This is a genomic window from Roseimicrobium sp. ORNL1 (assembly GCF_011044495.1).
In the GTDB taxonomy this organism is placed as follows: Bacteria; Verrucomicrobiota; Verrucomicrobiia; order Verrucomicrobiales; family Verrucomicrobiaceae; genus Roseimicrobium.
Genome location: NZ_CP049143.1, coordinates 7,376,726 through 7,398,752 on the forward strand (window position 1 = coordinate 7,376,726; position 22,027 = coordinate 7,398,752).

At 61.3% G+C, this 22,027-nt stretch carries 20 protein-coding genes; 8 read left to right on the forward strand and 12 right to left on the reverse strand.

Annotated features, from left to right (window positions below; all coding sequences use genetic code 11):
- Positions 1-311: 311 nt before the first annotated feature.
- The 4 genes from def to G5S37_RS32440 all read right to left on the reverse strand — a co-directional run bounded on the left by def (position 312) and on the right by G5S37_RS32440 (position 3,527).
- Complete coding sequence (def, locus tag G5S37_RS29780; RefSeq protein ID WP_165209881.1) at positions 312-923, reverse strand: peptide deformylase; 612 nt, start codon at positions 921-923, stop codon at positions 312-314.
- 68 nt (positions 924-991) lie between these two features.
- The gene (locus tag G5S37_RS29785) at positions 992-1,435 is read right to left on the reverse strand and encodes a biopolymer transporter ExbD (protein WP_165209885.1); all 444 of its coding nucleotides are present in this window, start codon (positions 1,433-1,435) and stop codon (positions 992-994) included.
- 38 nt (positions 1,436-1,473) lie between these two features.
- Complete coding sequence (locus G5S37_RS29790; RefSeq protein ID WP_165209888.1) at positions 1,474-2,172, reverse strand: MotA/TolQ/ExbB proton channel family protein; 699 nt, start codon at positions 2,170-2,172, stop codon at positions 1,474-1,476.
- Between the two features lie 17 nt (positions 2,173-2,189).
- Positions 2,190-3,527, reverse strand: a complete 1,338-nt coding sequence (locus tag G5S37_RS32440) for a hypothetical protein (protein WP_206026213.1) — start codon at positions 3,525-3,527, stop codon at positions 2,190-2,192.
- A gap of 145 nt (positions 3,528-3,672) precedes the next feature.
- Between G5S37_RS32440 and G5S37_RS29800 the strand changes: the two genes are divergently transcribed.
- Positions 3,673-4,182 carry a dTDP-4-dehydrorhamnose 3,5-epimerase family protein gene (locus G5S37_RS29800; protein WP_165209891.1) on the forward strand — a complete coding sequence of 170 codons (510 nt, stop codon included), beginning with the start codon at positions 3,673-3,675 and terminating at the stop codon, positions 4,180-4,182.
- A gap of 5 nt (positions 4,183-4,187) precedes the next feature.
- Positions 4,188-5,495: a glycosyltransferase family A protein gene (locus G5S37_RS29805; protein WP_165209895.1), complete on the forward strand. Its 1,308-nt coding sequence runs from the start codon at positions 4,188-4,190 to the stop codon at positions 5,493-5,495.
- Between the two features lie 9 nt (positions 5,496-5,504).
- Here the strand turns inward: G5S37_RS29805 and G5S37_RS29810 are convergent, their stop codons facing one another.
- Together G5S37_RS29810 and G5S37_RS29815 are read right to left on the reverse strand one after the other, a co-directional pair.
- Positions 5,505-6,371 (reverse strand): DNA glycosylase, encoded by an 867-nt coding sequence (locus G5S37_RS29810; RefSeq protein ID WP_165209900.1) that lies wholly within the window; start codon positions 6,369-6,371, stop codon positions 5,505-5,507.
- A 13-nt stretch (positions 6,372-6,384) separates the two neighbouring features.
- Positions 6,385-6,759: a globin gene (locus G5S37_RS29815; protein WP_165209905.1), complete on the reverse strand. Its 375-nt coding sequence runs from the start codon at positions 6,757-6,759 to the stop codon at positions 6,385-6,387.
- Positions 6,760-6,861: 102 nt separating this feature from the next.
- Here G5S37_RS29815 and G5S37_RS29820 point away from each other — a divergent pair, with 102 nt between their 5' ends.
- Positions 6,862-8,451 (forward strand): peptide ABC transporter substrate-binding protein, encoded by a 1,590-nt coding sequence (locus G5S37_RS29820; protein WP_240914746.1) that lies wholly within the window; start codon positions 6,862-6,864, stop codon positions 8,449-8,451.
- Between the two features lie 1,008 nt (positions 8,452-9,459).
- Here the strand turns inward: G5S37_RS29820 and G5S37_RS29825 are convergent.
- A complete protein-coding gene (locus G5S37_RS29825) occupies positions 9,460-9,987 on the reverse strand; it encodes an STAS domain-containing protein (protein ID WP_165209912.1) in 528 nt (175 codons plus the stop codon).
- Between the two features lie 256 nt (positions 9,988-10,243).
- The gene (locus G5S37_RS29830; RefSeq protein WP_165209917.1) at positions 10,244-10,741 is read right to left on the reverse strand and encodes a hypothetical protein; all 498 of its coding nucleotides are present in this window, start codon (positions 10,739-10,741) and stop codon (positions 10,244-10,246) included.
- Between the two features lie 147 nt (positions 10,742-10,888).
- Between G5S37_RS29830 and G5S37_RS29835 the strand changes: the two genes are divergently transcribed.
- Positions 10,889-13,717 (forward strand): ATP-dependent DNA ligase, encoded by a 2,829-nt coding sequence (locus tag G5S37_RS29835; protein WP_206026214.1) that lies wholly within the window; start codon positions 10,889-10,891, stop codon positions 13,715-13,717.
- Positions 13,718-13,723: 6 nt separating this feature from the next.
- Here G5S37_RS29835 and alr read toward each other — a convergent pair whose 3' ends face one another.
- A complete protein-coding gene (gene alr, locus G5S37_RS29840; RefSeq protein ID WP_165209920.1) occupies positions 13,724-14,848 on the reverse strand; it encodes an alanine racemase in 1,125 nt (374 codons plus the stop codon).
- 185 nt (positions 14,849-15,033) lie between these two features.
- Between alr and G5S37_RS29845 the strand changes: the two genes are divergently transcribed.
- Entirely contained in the window at positions 15,034-16,425 is a 1,392-nt protein-coding gene (locus G5S37_RS29845; protein ID WP_165209923.1) for an MATE family efflux transporter, read from the forward strand.
- Between the two features lie 11 nt (positions 16,426-16,436).
- On the opposite strand, the gene G5S37_RS29850 is transcribed toward G5S37_RS29845, so the two are convergent.
- Genes G5S37_RS29850 through G5S37_RS29860 form a run of 3 tightly spaced genes read right to left on the reverse strand, consistent with a single transcriptional unit; the run spans position 16,437 to position 19,714 of the window.
- Positions 16,437-16,769 (reverse strand): type II toxin-antitoxin system RelE/ParE family toxin, encoded by a 333-nt coding sequence (locus G5S37_RS29850; RefSeq protein WP_165209926.1) that lies wholly within the window; start codon positions 16,767-16,769, stop codon positions 16,437-16,439.
- Positions 16,766-17,041, reverse strand: a complete 276-nt coding sequence (locus G5S37_RS29855; RefSeq protein WP_165209929.1) for an addiction module protein — start codon at positions 17,039-17,041, stop codon at positions 16,766-16,768. The genes G5S37_RS29850 and G5S37_RS29855 overlap by 4 nt, the downstream gene beginning before the upstream one ends.
- A gap of 54 nt (positions 17,042-17,095) precedes the next feature.
- Entirely contained in the window at positions 17,096-19,714 is a 2,619-nt protein-coding gene (locus G5S37_RS29860; RefSeq protein ID WP_165209932.1) for a DEAD/DEAH box helicase, read from the reverse strand.
- A 109-nt stretch (positions 19,715-19,823) separates the two neighbouring features.
- Here G5S37_RS29860 and G5S37_RS29865 point away from each other — a divergent pair, with 109 nt between their 5' ends.
- The 3 genes from G5S37_RS29865 to G5S37_RS29875 all read left to right on the forward strand — a co-directional run bounded on the left by G5S37_RS29865 (position 19,824) and on the right by G5S37_RS29875 (position 21,988).
- Positions 19,824-20,690 (forward strand): alpha/beta hydrolase, encoded by an 867-nt coding sequence (locus G5S37_RS29865; RefSeq protein ID WP_165209935.1) that lies wholly within the window; start codon positions 19,824-19,826, stop codon positions 20,688-20,690.
- A 51-nt stretch (positions 20,691-20,741) separates the two neighbouring features.
- Positions 20,742-21,155 carry a hypothetical protein gene (locus tag G5S37_RS29870; protein ID WP_165209938.1) on the forward strand — a complete coding sequence of 138 codons (414 nt, stop codon included), beginning with the start codon at positions 20,742-20,744 and terminating at the stop codon, positions 21,153-21,155.
- 149 nt (positions 21,156-21,304) lie between these two features.
- A complete protein-coding gene (locus tag G5S37_RS29875) occupies positions 21,305-21,988 on the forward strand; it encodes a tetratricopeptide repeat protein (RefSeq protein WP_165209941.1) in 684 nt (227 codons plus the stop codon).
- Positions 21,989-22,027 lie beyond the last annotated feature (39 nt).

Genomic DNA, 22,027 nt, shown 5'->3' on the forward strand with positions numbered 1-22,027 from the left:
CACCTTCAAGCGCTCAATACATCCCTTCGCGTCAACGAAGCGACTGCTTCGCAGGGAGCGGCACTAGCCTAGTGCCGTCATATGCAGCGTGGCCACGTGAGCAGCGTGGAAGCGACCTTACAACTTCGAAGGGAAAGGCTCCGCACCCATTTTGCTCACCGCCGGCACTAAGGCTAGTGCCGCTCCCTGCGAGAGGCTCTTCACCACTTGGGACGCGCTACCCCAATTGACTCCGTTCGTACTTCAATGGGGACAGGAATGTCCCCACTCCTTGAACGTTGCGCATCACGCATAGCAGACTCACTCCACTCCTACTCCCCGTCTTCCTCCTCATCCCCCTCGCGCGTCTGCTGCGCGCAGGTCCAGCCTTCTTCCTTCCACTCCTGCACGAGGCGCTTGAGCTTGCGCTGAGCGCCGAGCTTCGAAGCGGCAGAAAGGCGGTCGGTGAAGAGGATCCCATTAAGGTGGTCGATCTCATGCTGAAACGCGCGGCCCAGCAGGCCATCGGCCTCCATGGTCACGGTCTCGCCTTCGAGGGTTTGATAGGTGACCTTCACCACGCCGGCGCGGCGCACGTCATAGCGTAGATGAGGGATGCTGAGGCAGCCCTCCTCACCGGTGGCCTTGGTGTTGTCCAGCACGAGCTTGGGATTGAGGAAGATGACGGGCTGCGTCTCCGCCAGCGTCTTGTCCTCGCCATTCACGCGCAGCACGGTCACGGACTGGTCGGTCGGGGGCACCTCGATCACCGCCATCTGGATGGCCACCGCTACCTGCGGCGCAGCGAGACCCACCCCGCGCGCGTCATGCATCGTCTCCATCATGTCGGCGGCGAGTTTGCGGATCTCGTCCGTCACCTGCGTGACGGGCTGGCACTTCATACGCAGGACAGGATTTCCGTAGAGAACGATGGGCAGAATCATGGGTCGGACCACTAACTAAGCACAAAGGATATGGTCTCAAAAGAGATAAGAGCCGCGACTGCGATTTGCTATTTCGCATTCGCGCCCTCCACGGCGCGCTGCAGGAGCGTGGAGATGTCGTTGACGAGACCGGCCGCCACGAGGGCATCAAGCGTGGAGACCCACATGCCATGGGGCGCGTCGCGGTCGACGGACACCTTCAGCTTCACATGGGGGTCGGTCATCTTCAGCTCCTTCAGGGCGGACACCAGATCCTGCGGTGAGACCTCCCGATCCGCCAGGAAGATTTTCTGTTCCTTGGTGATGGTGAGGGACGTCTGGGCATTCTGCGCCGCCATGGTCTTCCCCAGGTTCTCCGCGGTCGGGAGCTTCACTGGCATATGCGTTTCCTTCTTCTCCTTCTTCTTCCACGTGGTGGTGACCACGATGAACAGCAGCACGATCACAAGAATATCCACCAGCGCCACGATGGGGATCACGGGCGAGGAGCGGCGGCGGCGGCGAAGATTCACAGGCGGTGCAGGTGCGGTGCGCAGGATTCGGTTCGAGACTAGCGGAACATCGCACGCTTCACTTCGAAGTGACGGTGGAAGTCATGGATGGCGTTGCGCAGGATGAGCTCCATGCGCACGGAGATGGCGTCCAGCTTGCGGCTGAAGTAGCCGTGCGCAATCACCGTGGGAATGGCGACGAGCAGGCCGGCAATCGTGCTGTGCAGCGCCTCGGCAATACCCCGGGCGACCATCGCCGTGTCACCGTCCGCGCCCTCGGCGCCACTGCCGCCGAAGGAGCCGAACACCGTCACCAGACCCACCACCGCGCCCAGCAGGCCGAGCAGCGGAGCGATGGTCACGATGACTTCGAGAATGGGGATGCCCTCCTCCAGCTTGTGCAGGATGCCGCGCGCGGCGGTCTCGCAGGCTTCGTTGTTCTCCTCGCGCGTCTCATGCTTGCCGGAGATGGCGATGATGCCGAGCTGTGCCGCCACACTGCCATCCTCCTCCAGGATGTGCTGCAGCGGGGAGATGTCCCCCGTGGAAGCGTAGTTTTCGATCTTCTTGATCTCCTCCACGATGTTCGGGGGGAAGAGCATCCGATCGCGGAGCTGCAGCGCCTTGATGATGATGATGGTCACACTGGCCAGGGAGCACAGGGCAATGAGGATCATCACCTCGCCACCTCCGCGTGCGAAGTTCCAGACGGTGTCGATGCCGCTGCTGACGGAGGCGAGAAGTTCGAGATCGGGCATGGTTCAGATCGGGCAGTCTATTTCGGAGTGATGACAATGTTGTAGATCATCTCCATCCGCTTTTCGAGTCGGCCCTTGTTGAGCTTGGGCACAAAGTCGGCGGGAAGTGGAGGAATCTCAGCCTTCAGGATGGCTTCAATCGTAAAGTCGGCCAAAAGTGGACTGGCCTTGTCTTCGAGAATCTCAAGGTCCTCGATTTTTCCCTGCTCGTTGACGTAAAACCGCAGGCTCATGTGGCCGGATTGGACAGCGTCCCTCCGAAGGTTGTAATACTCGTGCCACTTCTTCTCAATGGCACTGGTCACGAGCCGCTGGTAGCGACCGGAAGGAGTCGCTGCCGCAGCGACGGCGTCTTCTTCACCCACATTGCTGATGGACCCTTTCACCTTGCCGCGATGCGTCTCTGGCTGGAAGGCGTTCTCCTCAGGCTTCGGGGTGTTCTTGACTGGCTCCGCCACCGGGACGGCCTTGGGAATGGGCACCTCCTCGGCAGCCTCACGCATGAGGGGTGGCTTCACCGGTTCGGGCGGGGGCAGGGTCTTCGGAGGCTCGGGCTCAGGCTTGGGAGGTTCCGGTTTAGGCGGCTCCTGCATGAGCTTCTGGTCCAGCTCCTTCATCATGGTTTCCGCCGGGGAGTCTTCCTTCTTCGCAATCTCGGGCGGCGCAGGGGCCTCTTCCTTCATTGCCTCCTTGGGCTTTTCCTCGGTCACCGGCGGTGGGGGCGGAGGCGGAGTGGCCTTTACCACGGGAGCAGGGGGTGCAGGTTCCGGCTTGGGCTCTGGCTTGACTTCAGGCTTCGGCTCCGGCTTTGGCTCAGGCTTGGGAGCGGGTGGAGTCTCGGCCACCTTGGGAGGAGTCGGTGGCGGAGTGGGTTTCACCGGGGGAGCCGCGGGAGCGGAGTCATCCTTCGTCTCACCGGCCTTGAAGGTGCGATCCGCGAGCTCCTTGGTCACGCGATCCATCTTCCCATCCATGGAGGGCATCGCAGGGCCATCTGGAGAAGAGGCAGCATTCCCCCGCGTCATGGCCACCGTGTTCCGGTCCGATTCAAAATCCGCGTTCTTGGGCGCCTCTGCCACCGCAGTGTTCTGCGTAGTGCGGATGTAGGACTCCGTCTTCTTCTCCGGCTCAGGCGGAGGTGGCGGCGCAACCGGCTTGGTCACATCCAGATTCGGCGGGTCAGGGAAAAGCACCACCACATCCGGCAGCTCGGCCTCTTCCTTCTTCGGCATCGTCATCATCCGGTGGAAGGACGACACCCCAATCCACACCGCGAACGCCAGAGCAAGCACCACGTGCACCGCCAGCGAACCGACGATGGCGTACGTGATGGTCCGGGACTCAGCGTGCGTCATGAAAAAGGAGGAATACATACCATGCCAGCTGGCTCCAAAGTCGCAAGTGCCGCGCCTGCCCGGTTTGCTGCCTCTTGCGGAATACCTATTGCAGCGTTCTCGATGTGGCTATGATCCCGGGCAAATCCGCCCCCCCAAGCGATCCATGAAGACACCGCTGAAAGATCCCCAGAGCGTGACCCCAGATGGCGAAAGAGTGGCCCCTCTCATCGAGGGAGTTCGGATTCGCCGCGCCGTGACCCATCCAGATGAACGAGGCACCGTGTGTGAACTCTTCAACCCCGCCTGGGGTTTCCACGCCGATCCGCTGGTCTACGTATATCAGGTCACCATCCGCCCCGGCCAGGTCAAGGGCTGGGTGGTGCATCGCATTCAGGATGACCGACTCTTCCTCAGCCAGGGCACCATGAAGGCCGTGCTCTTCGATGACCGTGAAGGCTCCCCCACGCGTGGGCAGGTGAACGAGCTGTTCCTGGACCACCACAATCGCGGGCTGCTCGTCATTCCTGCCGGGGTCTACCACGCCATTCAGAATGTGGGTGCGGATGACCTGTTCTTCATCAACATGCCCACCCGGGCGTACGACCACGCCAATCCCGACAAGTACCGGCTTCCCCTCGTTAATGACCTCATCCCGTACCGGTTCCAGTCGTAGATGAGATGACCACGACCCCACGCGTCAGCGTCATCATCGCCACGTACAACTGGAGCAGCGTGCTCCGGTACTCGATGGAGTCCGTGCTGGCGCAGACATTCACCGATTTCGAACTGCTGGTCGTGGGTGATGGCTGCACGGACGACAGTGCCCAAGTCGCCGCATCCTTTGGGGACAGCCGCATCCGCTGGCACAACCTCCCAGAAAACTCCGGCAACCAGTCCGCGCCGAATAACGAGGGTCTGCGCCTCGCCCGCGGCGAGTATGCCGCCTACCTCGGCCACGATGACATCTGGCATCCGCAGCATCTGGCCCTGCTGGTGCGTGCTCTGGAGGAGACCGGCGCGGACTTCGCCTATACCTGGCTGCAAATGCTCGGCCCCGAGGCACCGGGCCGGGAGCGCGTACGCCTCCTCACCGGCGTGGCTCCCGGAGGCGCGCATGACCCCAGCATGGCCATCCCGCCCTCTTCCGTGATGCATCGCCGGGACGCCGGACTCGCCATCGGCGGCTGGAAGGACTACCGCACGATCCAGTTGCCGCCCGACTCCGAATTCATCTACCGCGCGAGTCAACAGGGCATGCGCTTCACCTCCGTACCGGAGCTCACCGTTTTCAAATTCAATGCTTCCTGGAGGAAAAACTCCTACGTGGAGCGGCCCAGCCACGAACAGCGGGAGTGCCTCCGCCGCATGCGCGAGGAGCCGGACTTCCGCGCGACGGAGCTGCAGGCCATCATCGCAGGCATGATTCGTCAGCACCCGGAGGGCGTGCCACGCATCCAGCTCTCCGAAGATGTGCCGCCGGGCGAAATCGTGCGCCGCAACCGGCGGCTGCGGGGTCTGAAAGACGCTGGCTCGATCCCCTTGGAACCCAAACCCCTGCCCGCGCGGCTGGAGCTGGCCAGCCCCGAGGCAGACGCCTTCCTCGGCCATGGCTGGAGCGTGCCGGAATCCGGCTGGCGCTGGACGGACGGCTCCGAGGCGCTGATCGTCTTTGCCTCGGGCTCCCCGGAAAACAGTACGCTGCGGATGAGCCTGTATCCCCTTCTCATTCCGGGACGCGTGGACACACAGCTTGTCCGCGTGCTCATGAACGGTCATGAGATCGCGACCTGGCATGTGGCCGGGGATTGCTGGCAGGAACACGTGGCCGCCGTCCCGCGAGAATGTCTGACACCGGTAAACACCCTCACGCTCGAGCTGCCCGCCGCGGTATCTCCTCTTCAGCTTGGCCTCAGCGCTGATGCACGGGAGCTGGGAGTACGTGCAGCGTGGTTGGAGCTTCAGCCAGCCCCGGATAGTCCCAGCTGAGCAGACCCCTCACTCCCGCCGGCGTGAGAAGATCCCACTCGTGCGCGCGTGGTGGAAGATCCACTGCTGGGCATACCCGCGGTACGGGCCGAAATGGTCGTGCGCGAACTCCCGCAGCACCCGCGAGGTCACCTTGTCCTTCTCATCCGCGAAATACAGTTCCCGCAGCGCCCGCTCGATCCACACATCGATGGGGAAGACGCCAAGCCGCCCATACGAGAACAGCAAAGTGCACTGCGCGATCTTCGGTCCCACACCGGGCAGCTCGCAGAGGCGCAGCAGGGCCTCCTCATCAGGCAGCGCGGCGACCGATTCCAGGTCGAACTCCCCGCTCGCGATGCGCGCCGCTGTCTGGTGCAGGAACCCGGCGCGGTAGCCCAGGGCACAGTTGCGCAACGCCTTCTCTCCTGCTTTCGCCAGTGCCGCCGGCGTGGGGTAGGCATGCAACTTCACGCCTTCCTTGGTGACGATCGTCTCGCCGTACCGTTCCCTCAGGGTCAGCGAGATCTGGCGGATATGCGCCACTTGCTTCATGGAGGATGTGATGAAGGTCGCCAGGCATTCCCACTTCGGCTGGCGCAGGATGCGGATGCCGGGAGCATACTTCAGCGCGCGCTTCAGATGCACATCCCCCTTCGGCAGTGTGCGGCGGATCTTCGTGAAATCATGATCCAGCGCCAGGTAGTGGGATACCAGAGTGTCCGTACCGGCCACAGCCTCCACGAAGTCCTGCTTCACCTGGCGCACCCGCACCGGCGTGTTGCCAATCAGCCCGTGGAACGTGTCCCCTTCCCGGTGCCAGTGAAAGGCCTGCCCGCTCTCCAGCGTCGCCGCCAGTTCGAACCCGGGTGCAGCCAGCTTGATCCACTTTTCCATGCGCGTTGCGTCGTTACTCCTGCCGGTTTCTCATGAAGTCCGCAAGCTGGGCAAAGAACTCGCGCAGCACGGCCGCCTCTTCTTCCGGCACGCCCGTTTCCTGAATGGCGCCTTCCATGAGTTCCATCCAGCGGTCCCGCTCCTTCACCCCGATGCTGAAGGGCATATGCCTGCCACGCAGCCTCGGATGCCCGCGCTCCTGGATGTAGCGATCCGGACCGCCGAAGCGGTAGATGAAAAAGTCACGCAGGCGCTTCTCTGAGCCCTCCCAATCATCCGGCGGGTACAGCGGGCCGATGACATCGTCCGTGCGCACACGCCGATAGAAGGCCGCCACCAAACGTGTCAGGCCATCTTCACCGAGTCGCGCATAAATCTGATCTACCATGCATCAGTCTACCAGCCTCACGAGTGACCGCAACGGGATGGGCAGTACCGCACCGCATTCGCTTTCCCATTGCCAGATGCGCAGATGCCGCAAGAGTGTTGTGTGACCCGCGCACTCCGCATCGCCCTCGCCCTGCCGTTGACCCTTCTGCTGAGCGCCTGTGGCGAGACCCAGAAGCGGGCGGACCTGGTCTTCGTGAACAGCGCGGAAATCGAAACCCCGGATCCCGCGAAGGCCACGGACCAGGTGAGCATGCGCATCAGCGAGTCCCTGTTCGAAGGCCTGTGCCGCAACACCGCCGGTGTGCCCGAGCCCGCCGTCGCCGAGCGCTGGGACGTGAGCGAAGACAAGAAGCACTATGTGTTTCATCTCCGCAAAGATGCCGTGTGGAGCAATGGCGACCCGGTGACCGCGCATGACTTTGTGTGGTCCTGGCAGCGCGCGCTCGATCCGAAAACCGCCTCCGACTACGCCCCGCAGCTCTACCCGCTGGTGAATGCCCGGGCCTTCAACGAAGGCAAGATCACTGACTTCTCCCAGGTTGGCGTGAAGGCGGTGGATGACCGCACGCTGGAGTGCGTGCTGGAGAATCCCATCCCCTACTGGATTGACCTGTGCGCCTTCCTCACACTCGCACCCGTACACCGGCCCACCGTGGAGAAGTACGGCGACTCATGGATCAAAGTCGGCAAGATCATCGGCAACGGCCCCTACGTGATGGACAAGTGGCTCATCGACGAAAAGATCCGCCTCGTCAAAAGCCACAACTACTGGGACCGCGACAACGTGCGGATGGGCACGGTAGATGTGCTGCCCATCAGCGAGGCGAACACGGCGCTGAACTACTTCCTCACCGGTCAGGCGGATCTGCTGATGGACAAAGGCATGGTGCCGCTCTCGCTGGTGCCCAAGCTCAAAAAGCAGGACTTCTTCCACACTGGCCCCTTCCTCGGCACCTGGTTCATCCGCGTGAATACCACGAAGCCGCACTTCCGGGATCCGCGTGTGCGGCTCGCCTTCGCCTACGCAGTGGATCGCAAACGCATCGTGGAGAAGATCACGCAACTCGGTGAGCCCATCGCCTTTTCCCTCACGCCTCCAGGCACCGGCCAGAACTACCAGCCCCCGCCCGGCCCCGAATACAATCCAGAGAAGGCCAAAGCACTCATGGCCGAGGCTGGCTACCCCGGTGGCCGTGGCTTCCCACGCGTAGAATACCTGCACCTGCCGCTCCCGATTGAGCGCAACATCGCGGTGGAACTGCAATCCATGTGGCAGGAGACCCTGGGAGTCACCGTCAACCTCGACAAGAAGGAGCAGAAGATCTGGCTGAGTGCCATGCGCGAACTCAGCTACGACCTCTGCCGCTCCAGCTGGGTGGGTGATTACAATGATCCCAACACGTTCCTGGAGATGTTCACCATCGGCAACGGCAACAACCGCACCGGCTGGGAAAGCCCCCCGTACGATGCCTTCATCGCCGCTGCGGCAGCCGAGGGCAACCCCGTGAAGCGTCACGAGATTTTCAATAATGCGGAAAAACTATTGATCAGTGATCAGGCGCCCATCATTCCCGTCTACCACTACGTGGGCGTGCAGTTCCGCCGCGAGAACCTCCGGGGTGTGAAAGCCAACCTCATCGACAACCACCCCTTCCGCGCGATGTATTGGGATCCGCTGCCGCAGCGGTGAAGGGGGGAGCGTGCTATAGGCTCGAGTTGCAGATGGAGAACTGCGTCCGCATCGAACAACGACGCTGGTTCGCTTTCATCTGGCATGTGGAAGGAGCGCTTTGCGTCGTGGAGTGCGTGTGGCAAGCGTTAGCGCGACACCGCTTTGAACGGAGAGGGTGGGCATCATGGAGCACAATCACTTTCCAATTCCCAAGAGGCACCCCAACTCGGAAACTTCGGACGCTGGATTCCGCCGAAATTCTCCAGAACATCAGAACGAGATTCCAAAAGGCCAATGACTCGGGCAGCTGAATAACTTAGTCGAAGTTGCTGCCTGAAAGGCTGCGGGAGCCCAGCCCAGGGTTAGGGAGCTTCATGCGACCGACACACTGGGTGGTGTATCAGAATGTATTCGACCCTGAAGGGGTCGCAGAGTTGTTGCATCGCCAGTATGGCATTGCAGACCATGGCGGCACTCTCCCTGACCCCTTCAGGGTCGGATGATTTTTTTGGATGCCGTCCCTGATTCGACCTGCATGGCGAACTGGAATTTGCTCCCGGAGGGAGCGCGGATGGTAGCCGGTCGGTGGAGAGAGCCTCAGCGACCGCAACCACCGGATCTATGGCGAAAACATGGTGGCGTCCCGGAGGGCACGCCGGAAGGTGTGCCAAGGCGATAGCACCTGCCTTTACCCAGCGACCCACCTCCGCCGTCCCATCCGGGACGGAGCATCTCTTTGACGACGTAATCCGGTGGTTGCGGTCGTCTAGACTCCCTCCACCGACCGGCTACCATCCACTGTCCCTCCGGGACAAAGCATCCATGACAACCGAAGTCAGCGCTTATGGGCACTCCTTCCCCCATTTTCACCGGTGCATCTTCAAGGACTTCTTTATCAGCCTTCGTCTGGGGAACTCATGTCCCCCTGTAGAAACGGAAAAGGGGACAGGAGTGCCCCCGATCCTTGGAAGGCGTATGCGCCTTCAGAGCAGCAGCCTCCATCGGCCACTTCACTCACATTCACACTCACACCCCCGCATGCGCGCGCACTTCCTTCTCAAGGAAGTCGATCACGTCCTTGAAGCGGCTGGCATTCTTCTCATTTGCCTTGGTCAGGGCTTCGTGGGCTTCGAGTACATGCTCGGCCTGTTCTTGTTTGCTGGAGGAGGCGGGTTCGGTACAGGTGCCGAGTTCGGCGCACACTTCACGGCGCTCAGCGCTGTGCATGGTGCCTTCCGTATCCACATCGAGAATGTGATCCAGGCCCAGGCTACAAAGGAGCTGCTGGTTGCGCGTGTTCACATTCACCACGGAGACTTCGCCCTCGCCCTTCTCACGGAGATTCATCGCAGCGCCCGTGAGGGTGCCCAGAAAAGTGCTGTCCATGATGGGACAGCGCTCCAGATCCACCACGAAATGACGCTCACCCTTGTCGATCATCGTCTGGAAACAACGCTTCACCTGCACGCTGTTTTGGAAAGATCCCTTGCCCTCGACACGCAGCCAAAAAAACGGGCCTACTTGTCCTACTAAAATGGGGGCGGGAGCAGTCATGGTGGGGGGGCGGGCGGAAGGGTGGAAGAATGGGGGGGATTTATCTTCTCACGCGCGAACGCCACCGATGGTCTGTCGAGCCACCCAGGATTTTCGGGAGGCTGCAGCGCCACATCGGAGGTGATGAGCTGGCACGTGGGTAGTCACTGGCATCAATTATAAGCAATAATCTAAAGACTGTTACGCGTCTGTCACGCAAACAGTTCAAGGCACGAAAAAGCGCGTGCCGATGAAAGCACGCGCTTCAGAAGGAATATTATTCCCAGAGATAAGACTTATAGTCAGCAATGGTCTCTTTTCCACGGACCAGGCTGGCGCGCCATGAGGTCACGCGGCCATTGGTCACGTAGTCGTTGCCGATGAACTCGAACTTCGTCACGTGGTTCTTCTTGGAGTCGGTGACTTCCTGTTCCACCTTCTTCACGGTGAGGCCGGTATTGGCCTGGCGGTACTCGAGGCGCACCGTGGCAGGCTGCTTGTCTTCCACGGTCCAGAAGACGGTGAAGTAGTTCCCCTGGCGGGCCTTGCGCTCTTCATTCGAGATGGCGCCGTGCAGCAAAGCATTCCGTTCATGCACGATGGAGGGGTCCTGAGCGCGTACGGGCTGGGCGATATCCGCGAGCCAGTAGGGATTCACCTTGGTAATCTTGGCCCCACTCGTGTTCTTCGGAGTGGTGGAGCAGGCGGCGAGCAACGACACCAGTCCCGCGGCCAACAGCAGGCGGGAAGAGAAGACAAGGCGGTGGAAACTCATAAGCGGCGGAGAATAGGGAGCGGGTGAGTGGATGTCAACGGACTCCATGGGGAAATCGAGATACAAAAACCGATGGGCACCACCGTGGCGATCCACGAAGGGAAGCGTATTGAGTTTCAGAAGTTTTTGACCCCTGTACCTGTCTCCGTGCCCGCCCCAGCTCACATCAAGGTCCACCATGCGGACGGCATCTACCTGCCGGAGCCGGACTTGTGGCTGGATCCGCCGTTTCAGAAGGGCCGGGCCTTCGTCTCACACGCCCACAGCGACCACTTCGCCCGGCACGCCCAGACCATCTGCTCCCCGGTCACCCGCACCCTGATTGAGCGGCGGTACGGAGCCTTCCGGAATCGCGAAGCCATCTCCCCAGCCTACGGAGACGTGGTCGAGGAGGGGGGATTTGCCATCCGGCTGCTGCCCGCCGGCCACATTTATGGCTCCGCCATGCTGCACCTGACCCGCCTCTCAGACGGGGCCAGCCTGCTTTACACGGGGGATTTCAAGCTGCGCCAGGGCCTCACGGCGGAACCGGCAGAACTGCTCCCGGCGGACACCCTGATCCTGGAGACGACCTTCGGCCTGCCCCAATTCCATTTTCCGCCGATGGCCAAGATCCTGGAGCAGATGCTCCGCTTCGTGCGGGAGACGCTGGAGGACGGCGGCATCCCCGTGCTGCTGGGCTATTCGCTGGGGAAAGCGCAGGAAATCATCTCCGCCCTGCATCTGGCCGGCGTGCCGGTAATGCTGCACGAGTCCATCCTGAAGATGACCGCCGCGTATCGGGAACTGCATCCCGGGCACGAATTTCCCGAGTATGAGCCCTTCGACCCCGCTCAAGCCCACGGCCACGTGCTGGTGCTGCCGCCCAGCGCGGCCCGGTCCCAGGCTGTCCGCCGGCTCAAGGTCTGCCGCACGGCCATGCTCAGCGGCTGGGCCCTGACTCCGGGGGCGAAGTACCGCTACCAGGTGGATGAGGTCTTTCCCCTGAGCGATCACGCCGACTACCCGGAGCTTATCCGCTGCGTGGAGGTGGTGAAACCGAAAGTGGTGTACACAGTTCACGGCTACACGAGCGAGTTCGCCCAGGACCTGCGGCAGCGCGGCTGGGAGGCGTGGTCCCTGGTCTCGGATGACCAGATGGAGCTGAGCCTCAGCGCGGACTTCGTGCCGACAACCACGCCCGCTTCCGGTACCGCCAGCCCGGAAGTACTCCACACCACAGCCGAGGAACCCCCGAAGGTGCACGCGCCCGAATCCTTTGCCACATGGTGCGTGACGTGTGAGCGGGTGGCAGCCGATGCCTCCCGGCTGAAGAAGCAGGAACACCTCGCCGCCTGCCTCGGAGCCTTGCGAGAGGAGAATCTCGCGACCGCCGCCCGCTGGTTCTCCGGTCTGTTGGACGATCCCGCAGCCCAGACAGGACCGCTGCAGGTCGGCTGGTCCGTCATCCGGCGTGCGCTACTGCAGGCCAGCCAGCTTCGCGAGCAGGAATACCGCGCCATCTCCCGGCAGCAGGCAGACACGGGACGCACCGCGTTCTTGGTGCTGCAGCGGAGGCCGTCTCAAGTTTCAGATGGAAGCACGATTACCATTTCCGATGTCGCTGCCATCTTTCGCAACCTGCGGGCGGCACGTGGACCCAATGAAAAAGCCAGCGTGCTTCAGCAGGCATTGAAAGACATGCCGGCGCTGGAGGGCAGTTTCCTGGTGCGCCTCCTCACCGGGGAGCTGCGGGTAGGCTCACGCGAAGGTCTCGTGGAGGAAGCGGTGGCCAAGGCATTCAACGTGGAAGCCGATGCGCTGCGCGAAGCGGCGATGCTCTCCGGTGACATCGGCCGTGCTGCCGTGCTCGCGTCCAGGGATGCCCTCGATGAGGCCCAGCCCACGCTCTTCATCCCCATCAAGGTGATGCTCGCCAGTCCGGAAGAAACGGCGGAGGACATCTGGGAGCGCATCTGTGATGGCGACGCGAAGACTGCGGACGATGGAGATGATGGTAGCACGGCAGCACCCCTGAAAAAGCAGAGCACATCTCCGGATGGCCCGTGCAAGGTGTGGCTGGAGGACAAGTTCGACGGCATCCGGGCGCAACTGCATCGCTCCAAGGATCAGGTGAAGATCTTCACCCGTGACCTGAAGGACTTCACAGATCAGTTCCCGGAGATTGTGCAATCCGCCCACGCACTGAAAGAAGACGTCATCCTCGATGGCGAACTGATTGCCTTCTCCGAAAACAAGAAGCTTACCTTCCACGATCTGCAGAAACGCCTCGGTCGCCGCGACCAGGGCGATCTGTTTGTATCATCTGATATCACAGTGCGATACATCGCCTTTGACATGCTGTGGAAGAATGGCGTGGGACTCCTGCACGAGACCCTGGCCACGAGACGGCAACATCTGGAGGCCATGAAGATGCCCTCGCTGCTGCGCCGCATCGCAGTGACCGAGGCCAGATCTCCGGAGGAAGTCGAGGATGCCTTCCACGCAGCACGCCGAAACGGCAATGAGGGCCTGATTGCCAAGGATCGCGACAGCCTCTACACCCCCGGACGACGCGGCAAGACATGGCTGAAACTGAAGAAGGCCTTCTCCACCCTCGATGTGGTGGTGGTGAAAGCCGAGCAGGGCCATGGCAAACGCAGCCATGTGCTCAGCGACTACACCTTTGCCGTGCGCGAGGAAGGCACCGGCGCCTTGAAGGTCATCGGCAAGGCCTACTCTGGACTCACGGATGTGGAGATCGAAACGCTCACGGAACATTTCAAGGAACACACCCTGAGCCAGCGCGGCCATGTGCGCACCGTGACGCCCAATGTGGTGCTGGAAATCGCCTTCGACTCCATCCAAGCCAGCCAGCGGCACGACAGCGGACTCGCCCTGCGCTTCCCGCGCATCAAGGCCATCCGCACCGACAAGACTCCCGCCGACATCGACACCCTCGCCTACGCCCGCAAGCTCGCAGGCGTGGGGCAGTAGGTTCTACTAACCCACCGCCAGCCGCGGCACTCTCGGGCCGATGCCAGTGAACACATGCCACTCGATGGTGTTTGACCAGGCCGCGATCTCCGTGGCCGTGACTTTGGTCGAACGCTGCGCGCCGATGAGGACCGCTTCGTCACCAGGCTTGGCATCACCACAGGTGCTCACGTCCACCATGATCTGGTCCATCGTCACACGACCGAGCACCGGACACACGGTATTGCCGATGATTACCTGGGCTCCATGTCCGGATGCCTGTCGCGGATAACCATCCGCATAACCACACGCCAGAGTCGCCACGCGGGTGGGACGCTCGGTGATGTAGGTGCTGCCGTAGCTCACACCATGACCGGCGGGAAGCTCGCGCACCAGCGTGACGCGTGTCTTCCAGGTGAGCACCGGCTTGAGACGTGACTGTTCCTCCGGAAGGGGTGATACACCGTAGAGCATCAGCCCGGGCCGGGTGAGATTGCACAACCCGCGCTGCTCTTCATAGCCCAGCAGTCCGGCGCTGTTGGAGGCGTGGATCCATTTCGGGCGAAAGCCCATGCCTTGGGCCTTTTCCACCGCCTGACGAAACCTGGCCAGCTGCGCGCGCGTGAAAGCTGCATCTTCATCCGCGGAAGGCAGATGCGTATTGAGACCCTCCCACGACACATGCTTCACGGACATCAGCGCGGCGATCGCAGAGTGGTCCCATGCCTCCTCAAGGAAACCGATGCGGCCCATGCCGGTATCCACCACCGCATGCAGCAGGGCCTTCGTCTCCAGACGCTGCGCCAGTTTATCCAGCGCAATCGCCTCCTGAAGCGAGCTCACGGAAATATGACAGCCCATGCGCACCGCGAGTTCCCATTCTTCCGGAAGGCAGGGACTAAGCAAGTAGTTGGGCTTCTCAATGCCTGCCGCCCGCAACTCCAGAGCCTCCTGTACATTGGCCACGCCGAACATGGCCACGCTGTCCTGCAAGGTCCGCGCCGCCCACACCGCGCCGTGCCCATAAGCGTTTGCTTTGACCACCGCCATCATCTCCGCGGCGCCTTGAGTGCGCGCGACTGTGGCATTGTGCCGCAGGGCATCAGCATTGAGTTCGATCCAGCAACGGTGCGGAAGGGTCTGGGGTTCCATGCGCGAGAGCAGAACATGTGCGAACCGCGGCGACAAGTAAAACTCAATGCATCACGCGAGGCACCTTGCAACACCCATGCCCGCTGCAAGCGACGGAACTGTCATGAACCATGGACATTGCACACCTGCACAGTGTTTCTACCATCGCACTTTCGCGACTACGATTTCTGACTATTCTCAGATAGATGGAAAAGCCCTCCCTGTGGCGGAGCATTGTTCAATCGCTGCGGGGCGAGGAGCATGACTACACCGCCGAATCTCTCAATCGAGCCGTCTTCCTCCTCTCCGTGCCCATGGTGCTGGAGATGCTCATGGAGTCGTTGTTCGCGATCACGGACATCTTCTGGGTCTCACACCTTGGAAAGAATGCGGTCGCTGTCGTAGGCATCACGGAGTCCGTGATGAGCCTGGTCTATGCCGTGGCCATTGGCATGTGCTTTGCCGCCTCTGCCATTGTGTCGCGACGCATCGGTGAGAAAGATCCCGAACGTGCTTCACAAGCCGCGGGACAAATCGTCGTGCTTGGCATCCTGATGGCTTCCGGCATGGGTGTCGTACTCGGCTACTTCGCGGAAGACATCCTGCGACTCATGAGTCAGAGCGAGGCCGTGGTGGAGATGGGCACCCCCTTCATCCGCATCATGCTGGGCGGGAACATCACCGTCTTCATGATCTTCCTCATCAACGCCATCTTCCGTGGCGCGGGTGATGCGGTCATCGCCATGCGCACCTTGATGCTCGCGAACGTCATCAACATGGCGCTGGGCCCGTGCTTTGTGTTTGGCTGGGGACCTTTCCCCGAGATGGGTGTGACCGGCGCCGCCGTGGCCACCAATATCGGTCGCGGCATCGGTGTGCTCTACCAGCTCTGGCATTTGCTCGGGCATCACAGCCGCATTCATGTGCATCTGTATCACCTGCGTCCCGCGCGTGAGGTGTTGCACACGATCATCAGCACTTCGAAGAATGGCATCGCGCAGTTGCTCATCAGCACCACGAGCTGGGTGGGCCTGTACAAGATCCTCGCGATGTTTCATGAGGCCGCTCTCGCGGGCTATACCATCGCGTTGCGTTTGATCATGTTCATGCTGCTACCCGCGTGGGGCATTGCCAATGCAGGCTCCACCCTCGTGGGACAGAACCTCGGCGCCGAGCGGCCGGACCGCGCGGAGAGAGCCGTGTGGATCGCCGTGAAGTGGAACACCATCTTCCTCGGCGCGGTCGGTGTGTTGTATGTCATCTTCGCACATTCCCTCGCCTCCATCTTCGCCTCCGAACCAGACGTGCTTCACGAAGCCACCCGCTCCCTGTGGATCGTCTCTCTCGCCTTCCCCTTCTACGCCGCCGGCATGTGCTTCGAAGGCGCCTTCAACGGCTCCGGTGACACCTGGACCCCCACCCGACTGAACTTCTTCTGCTTCTGGCTCGGCCAGGTGCCTCTCGCCTTGATTTTCGCCGTGCCCTTGAAGATGGGAGCGCTGGGCGTATACATCGCCGTGCCTGTTTCGTTCGGCGTGCTCACCCTGTGGAGCGCCGTGCTCTTCAGGCGCGGTAAGTGGAAGGAGAAGAAGGTGTAGAGGCTAGTATTTCAATTATCACCGCCAAATCGCCTTTTGGCGTCATTGATACGGTTCCGCCAGTAGTAAGGGCGGCGTTTAGCGTGTGCGATAGCCAGAATAACTACACGATCCCGCCAGACCATAAAAGGTAGATAGTACTCACCAAATCTGGGCAAAAGATTAGCTCTTCGTACAAGGCCGCGGCGGATACTGAAATGCTGAGGATTTGCGGCCAGCTTTGTGCTGTACTGAAGAATACAAGCAGTGAATGCTTCGGCCAATGCAGAATCAACGGCTTCAAAGTAGGAAGTGACCTCGGCAAGTTCCCGCTCTGCCGCAGGATGCAGTACCACTGCCTTCATTGCCCAGAGCTGCGCAGCTTTCGTTGCTCTGCAAGCTTGGTTCGGATACGCTCTATGGCTTCGTCCACCGGAATCAGATCGACTTTGCCCTCCTGAACTTCTCGCACTCGTGCATCGATTTCGATGTCCCAAGCAGCTTCCACAGCCTCCTCGTCCTCTTCCGAGCTCTCCACAGGGTCGAACTCCCGGGAGAGTTCACTCCAGAGATCATACCGTTCCGCAGGGCGGAGGGCCTTGATTTCCTCTTTGATGTGTTCCAGCGCGGAGGGCATGAGTGACTGTAAGGTCCCAGGCGCAAGTTGTCGAGGACTTGATCGCTGCACGGCCTACCCCTTCCCCTCCAGCAGATCCGCCCGTTCAAACTCCTTCCACAAACGCTCAATCGCCTCCTCCGGATCCTCCAACATCATGCCTTCCTTGATCTTGCTGGCGTAGATGCCAAACGAGAACGGCGTGACCACGGGCACCTCGATGAGGTCCCACTTCATCGTGTGTACGCGGTTGAGAAAATCCTGCGCACGCGATAGATCGAGAAAGACGTGCTCGGCTTCGCGATAGGCCTGCTCCAGCAGCGGATGATCCGGTTCGTGGGCGGAGAGGACTTTGAAGAGGATCTCGGAACTCCAGCGAAGCTGCTTCAGCTTGCGCTCCGCACCGGGAAGATTGCGCGGCACCATGAGGCCAGTCTGCGCGACGCCGCGGAATTGCCACTTCACCAGGGCGCTTTCCTTCAGCGCAGCCCGCAAGTCCTTCGCGACATCTTCCGGATGGAAGAGCTCGCGCCACTCTTCTAATCCTAGTTTCTGAAAGGGACGCAGTGTGAGCAGGAAGCCGTAGTCATCGATGGTCACGAGCGCATTGCCGCCCACGGCATCATTGAGGCGATGGCTGATCACGCGGGAGAGGGCGTCATTCGCGGAGCGACCGATGAGGGAATGGAAGAAGACCTGGATGTTCGCCTCGCCCTCCCCGCTCTCCATGCGGGCGCGTTTGGCTTTGAGCGTCACGCGCCGCCCTTCCTTGTCCAGCTCGGGATCTTCAGTGGGTTCGTGATACACCTCGATAAGGAAGAGCTTCTCCGTGGGCATGCGTGAGAAGCGAAACTGGTTCTTGCAGTGCTTCACAATCGCATCTGCATTCACGCTGGAGATGCTGAAGTTCTCCACCAGCCAGTCGTTGATGGCATCTGCGGGTTGCTCCTTCGTGAAGAGATCGGAGAGCTGGGTGCGTAGCTTCGTGACCTGATTCGCAAGCCCGCTGGCGAGTGGCATCTTGTTTGCATTCCAGCTCGGCACCGTGGGCAGGCGTCCATCGGCGGCCTCCACGAAGACTTCCATGACACCCGTTTCGATAAGCTTCAACGTACGGCCAGAGAGCACGAAGATGTCGCCAAGCTTCAACCCCTTCACAAACCCCTCCTCCACCTCGCCGATGCGCCGGCTGCCGAGATACACACGCACCGCGCCTTCACTCGCGATGGTGCCAATGTTCACCAGGTAGTCGCGCTCCACCTTCTTGCTCGGGGTGCGGAGGATGCCGTCCTCACCTTCGATGACCTTGCCGAAGGTCTCACGGTACTGCGTTTCCAAGCTGCGGCCACCGCCCATGACATAGCGCAGGATCTTCTCAAAGCTCTCGCGTGTGAGCTCGCGATACGGCCATGCCTTCCTCACGATGGCGAAGGCGTCATCCCGCGTGTGCTTCTTCTCCATGCCCAGCCCCACCAGGTGCTGCGCCAGCACATCACCGGGCGAGTCCATGATGCGCACGTCGTCGAGCTGCGCCTTGCGTGTCATCTCTGCGCAGACCACGCACTCCATGAGGTCATTCACATTTGTGGCCACGAGCACGCCATGGCTCTCCTCATGAATGCTATGCCCGCTGCGGCCGATGCGCTGCAGCGCGCGGCTGATGCCCTTGGGCGTGGAGATCATCACGACGCAGTCCACCGCTCCGATATCAATGCCCAGTTCCAGACTCGTACTGCACACCACGGCGCGGAGTTCGCCCGCTTTCAACCGGTCCTCCACCTCCAGGCGCACATCGCGATCCAGCGAGGCATGGTGTGTCTCGATGACATCCGCCAGTTCCGGTAGTGCCTGCTTGAGGCGCAGCGAAATGTTCTCCGTACCACTGCGCGTGTTGCAGAAGATGATGACACTGCGCTTCTGTTTCACGAGTCGCGCGAGGTCCTCCATGACCCTGCCTGCGGTCCACCCAGCCGGCGGATAGGGATTGCGTTTCAAGGGCGAGAGCACTTCCACGCGACGCTTCCGTTCGATGCGCCCCTCGGCGATCTCACATTTCCTTCCCACGCCACAGAGCAGATGGCCCAGTTCCTTCAGTGGCGCGGCCGTCGCGCTCAGTCCGATGCGCACCAGCGGCTTTCCATTTCCCGTGAGGTCCTCCAGGCGCTCCAGCGAGAGCGTGAGATGTGAGCCGCGCTTGTTCTCCGCGATGGCGTGCAGCTCATCCACAATGACGAACCGGCACGATTGCAGGGCTTCGCGATGACCTTCTTGTGGCAGCAGGATGGAGAGGCTCTCCGGCGTGGTGAGCAGCAGATGCGGCGGATGCTTCTTCTGTTTCGTGCGTTCGGTGGCCGTCGTGTCGCTGTTCCTCAGGCCGATGCGCACCTGACTCTCCAAGCCCATCTCCTGTAGTGGCAGGAGCAGATTCTTCTGCATGTCATAGGTCAGCGCACGCAGCGGCGAGACATACACCGCGTGGATGCCATGCGGCAGCGGCCCCTTGTCCAGCAGGCGCACCAGATGGTCCAGCACCCCGAGGAACCCGGCGAGGGTCTTTCCCGTGCCGGTAGGTGAGGAAAGCAGCACGGACCGCCCGGCCAGCACGTGGGGCAGGGTCACCTCCTGCGCATGCGTGAGCCTGCCAAAGCGCCCGCGGAACCAGGCGGCCAGGGTGGGGTGCAGGTCATCCAGCATGGGAAAACGAACAGAATAAATGGCAACGGGAACCCGAAAACGTTGTCTCTGTAACACTTATACTCCGCCAGCCGGTAGCCCGGCCGGACTTTTGCACGTCTCCCATCTCATGATCAAACTCATCAAGTCGATTGGCCGTACCCTGGCCATCGCGCTGCTCACCTGTGTCGTGTTTCTCCTCTCCTGCCAGTCCAAGATCATCTACTACCCGCGTCCCTATGACACGGCACAGGTGAAGGCATTCGAAGGCGAGGGCGGCCGAAAACTGGAATACACCACCTCGCAGGGAAAGCAGACCGCCTTCTACCTGCCACCGCAGGAGGGCGCGAACCCTTCGCAGCCGCCGCCGTTTGTCTGGTTTGTGTTCGGCGGGAACGGCTCGCTTTCCCTGGACTACTCCGATGAACCACCCTTCTGGGACAAGAAGCTGGGCTATGTCTTCGTGGACTATCCTGGCTATGGCATGTGCCAGGGCAGCCCCAACCCCAAGCGCATCGGGGAAAACGCCGTGACCGTGGCAGAGAAGATGCGCAAAGAGTTTGGTTGGACCGAGGAGGAATTGCGCGCCCGCAGCGGCGTCTTTGGCCACTCCATCGGCTGTGCCAGCGCCCTCATCATGGCGGATGACATGCACCTGCGCCGCGCCGTGCTATGCGCCCCCTTCACCTCCCTCACGGACATGGGCAGGGTCGTCCTGGGCTGGCCCCTGTGCTACATCAACATGCACCGGTTCGACAATGTGGCGCGGCTGAACTCCATCACCGCACGGGGAAACGCTGAGGTGCGCATCTTCCATGGCACTCACGATGAGGTGATTCCCGTGCGCATGGCCCACACCCTGCGCGACCGTTTCCCCAAGCAGATCCGCTACACGGAAATGAACAAAAGCCATCACAACGACGTCGTAACAGACGCGCGCGAGGACATCGGGCGGGCCATCCGGGAGCTGTCCACCCCCGCGTCCACACCGGACTAAGAACGCCACTTGTCATTCGTATAGTCCCCCTCTAGCTTCCCCGCCCTTATCATGACCGTGAAGACTTGCACCTCCGCCCTGTTCTGTGCTGTCGCCGCGATGGCCCTCACCTCGTGCGGCACGTCCGGCTTTAACCTTGGCTTCGGTTCGAAGTCTTCCTCCCCCACCCCCGCCTACACCGGCGGTGGTCAGGAGTTTGACCCGTACTCGAACTCCTGGCGCCCGGCACGCTCGGTCGCGGTGCCGACCTCCCAACCCAATGTCTACCTCGCGCAAAAGGCCGAGGAGCAGAAGAAGGAGAACAGCATCATGAAGAAGACCAGCCGCGCCATGAGCAACACGGCGACTGCCACTGCTGAGGCCGTTAAGAAGCCCCTGAAGTGGGTGCCTTTCGTCGGCGGCAAGGAAAAGAGCCAGGACCAGGTGGATCCGAACTACTATCCTGCACCGGCTCCGGGGCAGTAAGCTTGGTGGTCCGCACACTCGGTGTGCAGTCAGTTGAAGCAATAGATACCCTTTCCCGTGAAGTATCGGGAAAGGTGTGACTTCCCCGCAGGCGATCTGCCTTCCCTGCGGCCAACCTCCCAACCAGACAAGGAGGAGCACACGCACCCATGAGCAAGAAGCCTCAATCGGTCGACGAGCTGTGCACCCAAGGCGAGCGCCTGCTGGATCTCGGCCGGAATGCACAAGCTCTTCGCGCACTGGAAAAAGCCGCCACGCTCGATCCGCATTCCACCACGGCACACTTTTATCTCGCCCTGGCCAAGATGCGCCTCGACCGTTTGGACGAAGCTGAGTGGCACGCGCGAAAGGTTCTGCGGCTTAATCCCCGCGAAGGCAACGCGCACCTGAATTTGGGCGTGATCTTCCACAAGAAGGGCAATGACCGGCTCGCCGCCGTGCACTACAAGCGCGAGCTCGCGCTGCGCCCCGAGAGCATGGAAGCGCACTACAATCTGGGTTTGATCAGCTTCAGCCGGAACCGATGGAGCGCCGCTCGCAGGCACCTTGAGATCTGCTGGAGAAAGCGGCATCAGGCGGACAAGTTGGAGAATGATCTCGCATGGTGCGCACAGAAGGTGGGTGATTTGGATCTCGAAGCTGAGATCTACCGCAAAGCCCTGGCCAAAGATCCCAACGACACCTGGGCGCTAAACAATGCGGGAGCCGTCTGCATGGACCGTGAGCAATACCGCAAAGCGCGTGCCCTTCTGGAGCGCGCCGCGGCCTTGGATCCCCACGACCGGAGGGTGCGGCGGAACCTCAAGAGAACCCTGACATTGATGCAGTCATGAACTTCCTGGGCCAGTTCGCCCGTGCATGCACACGCTTGC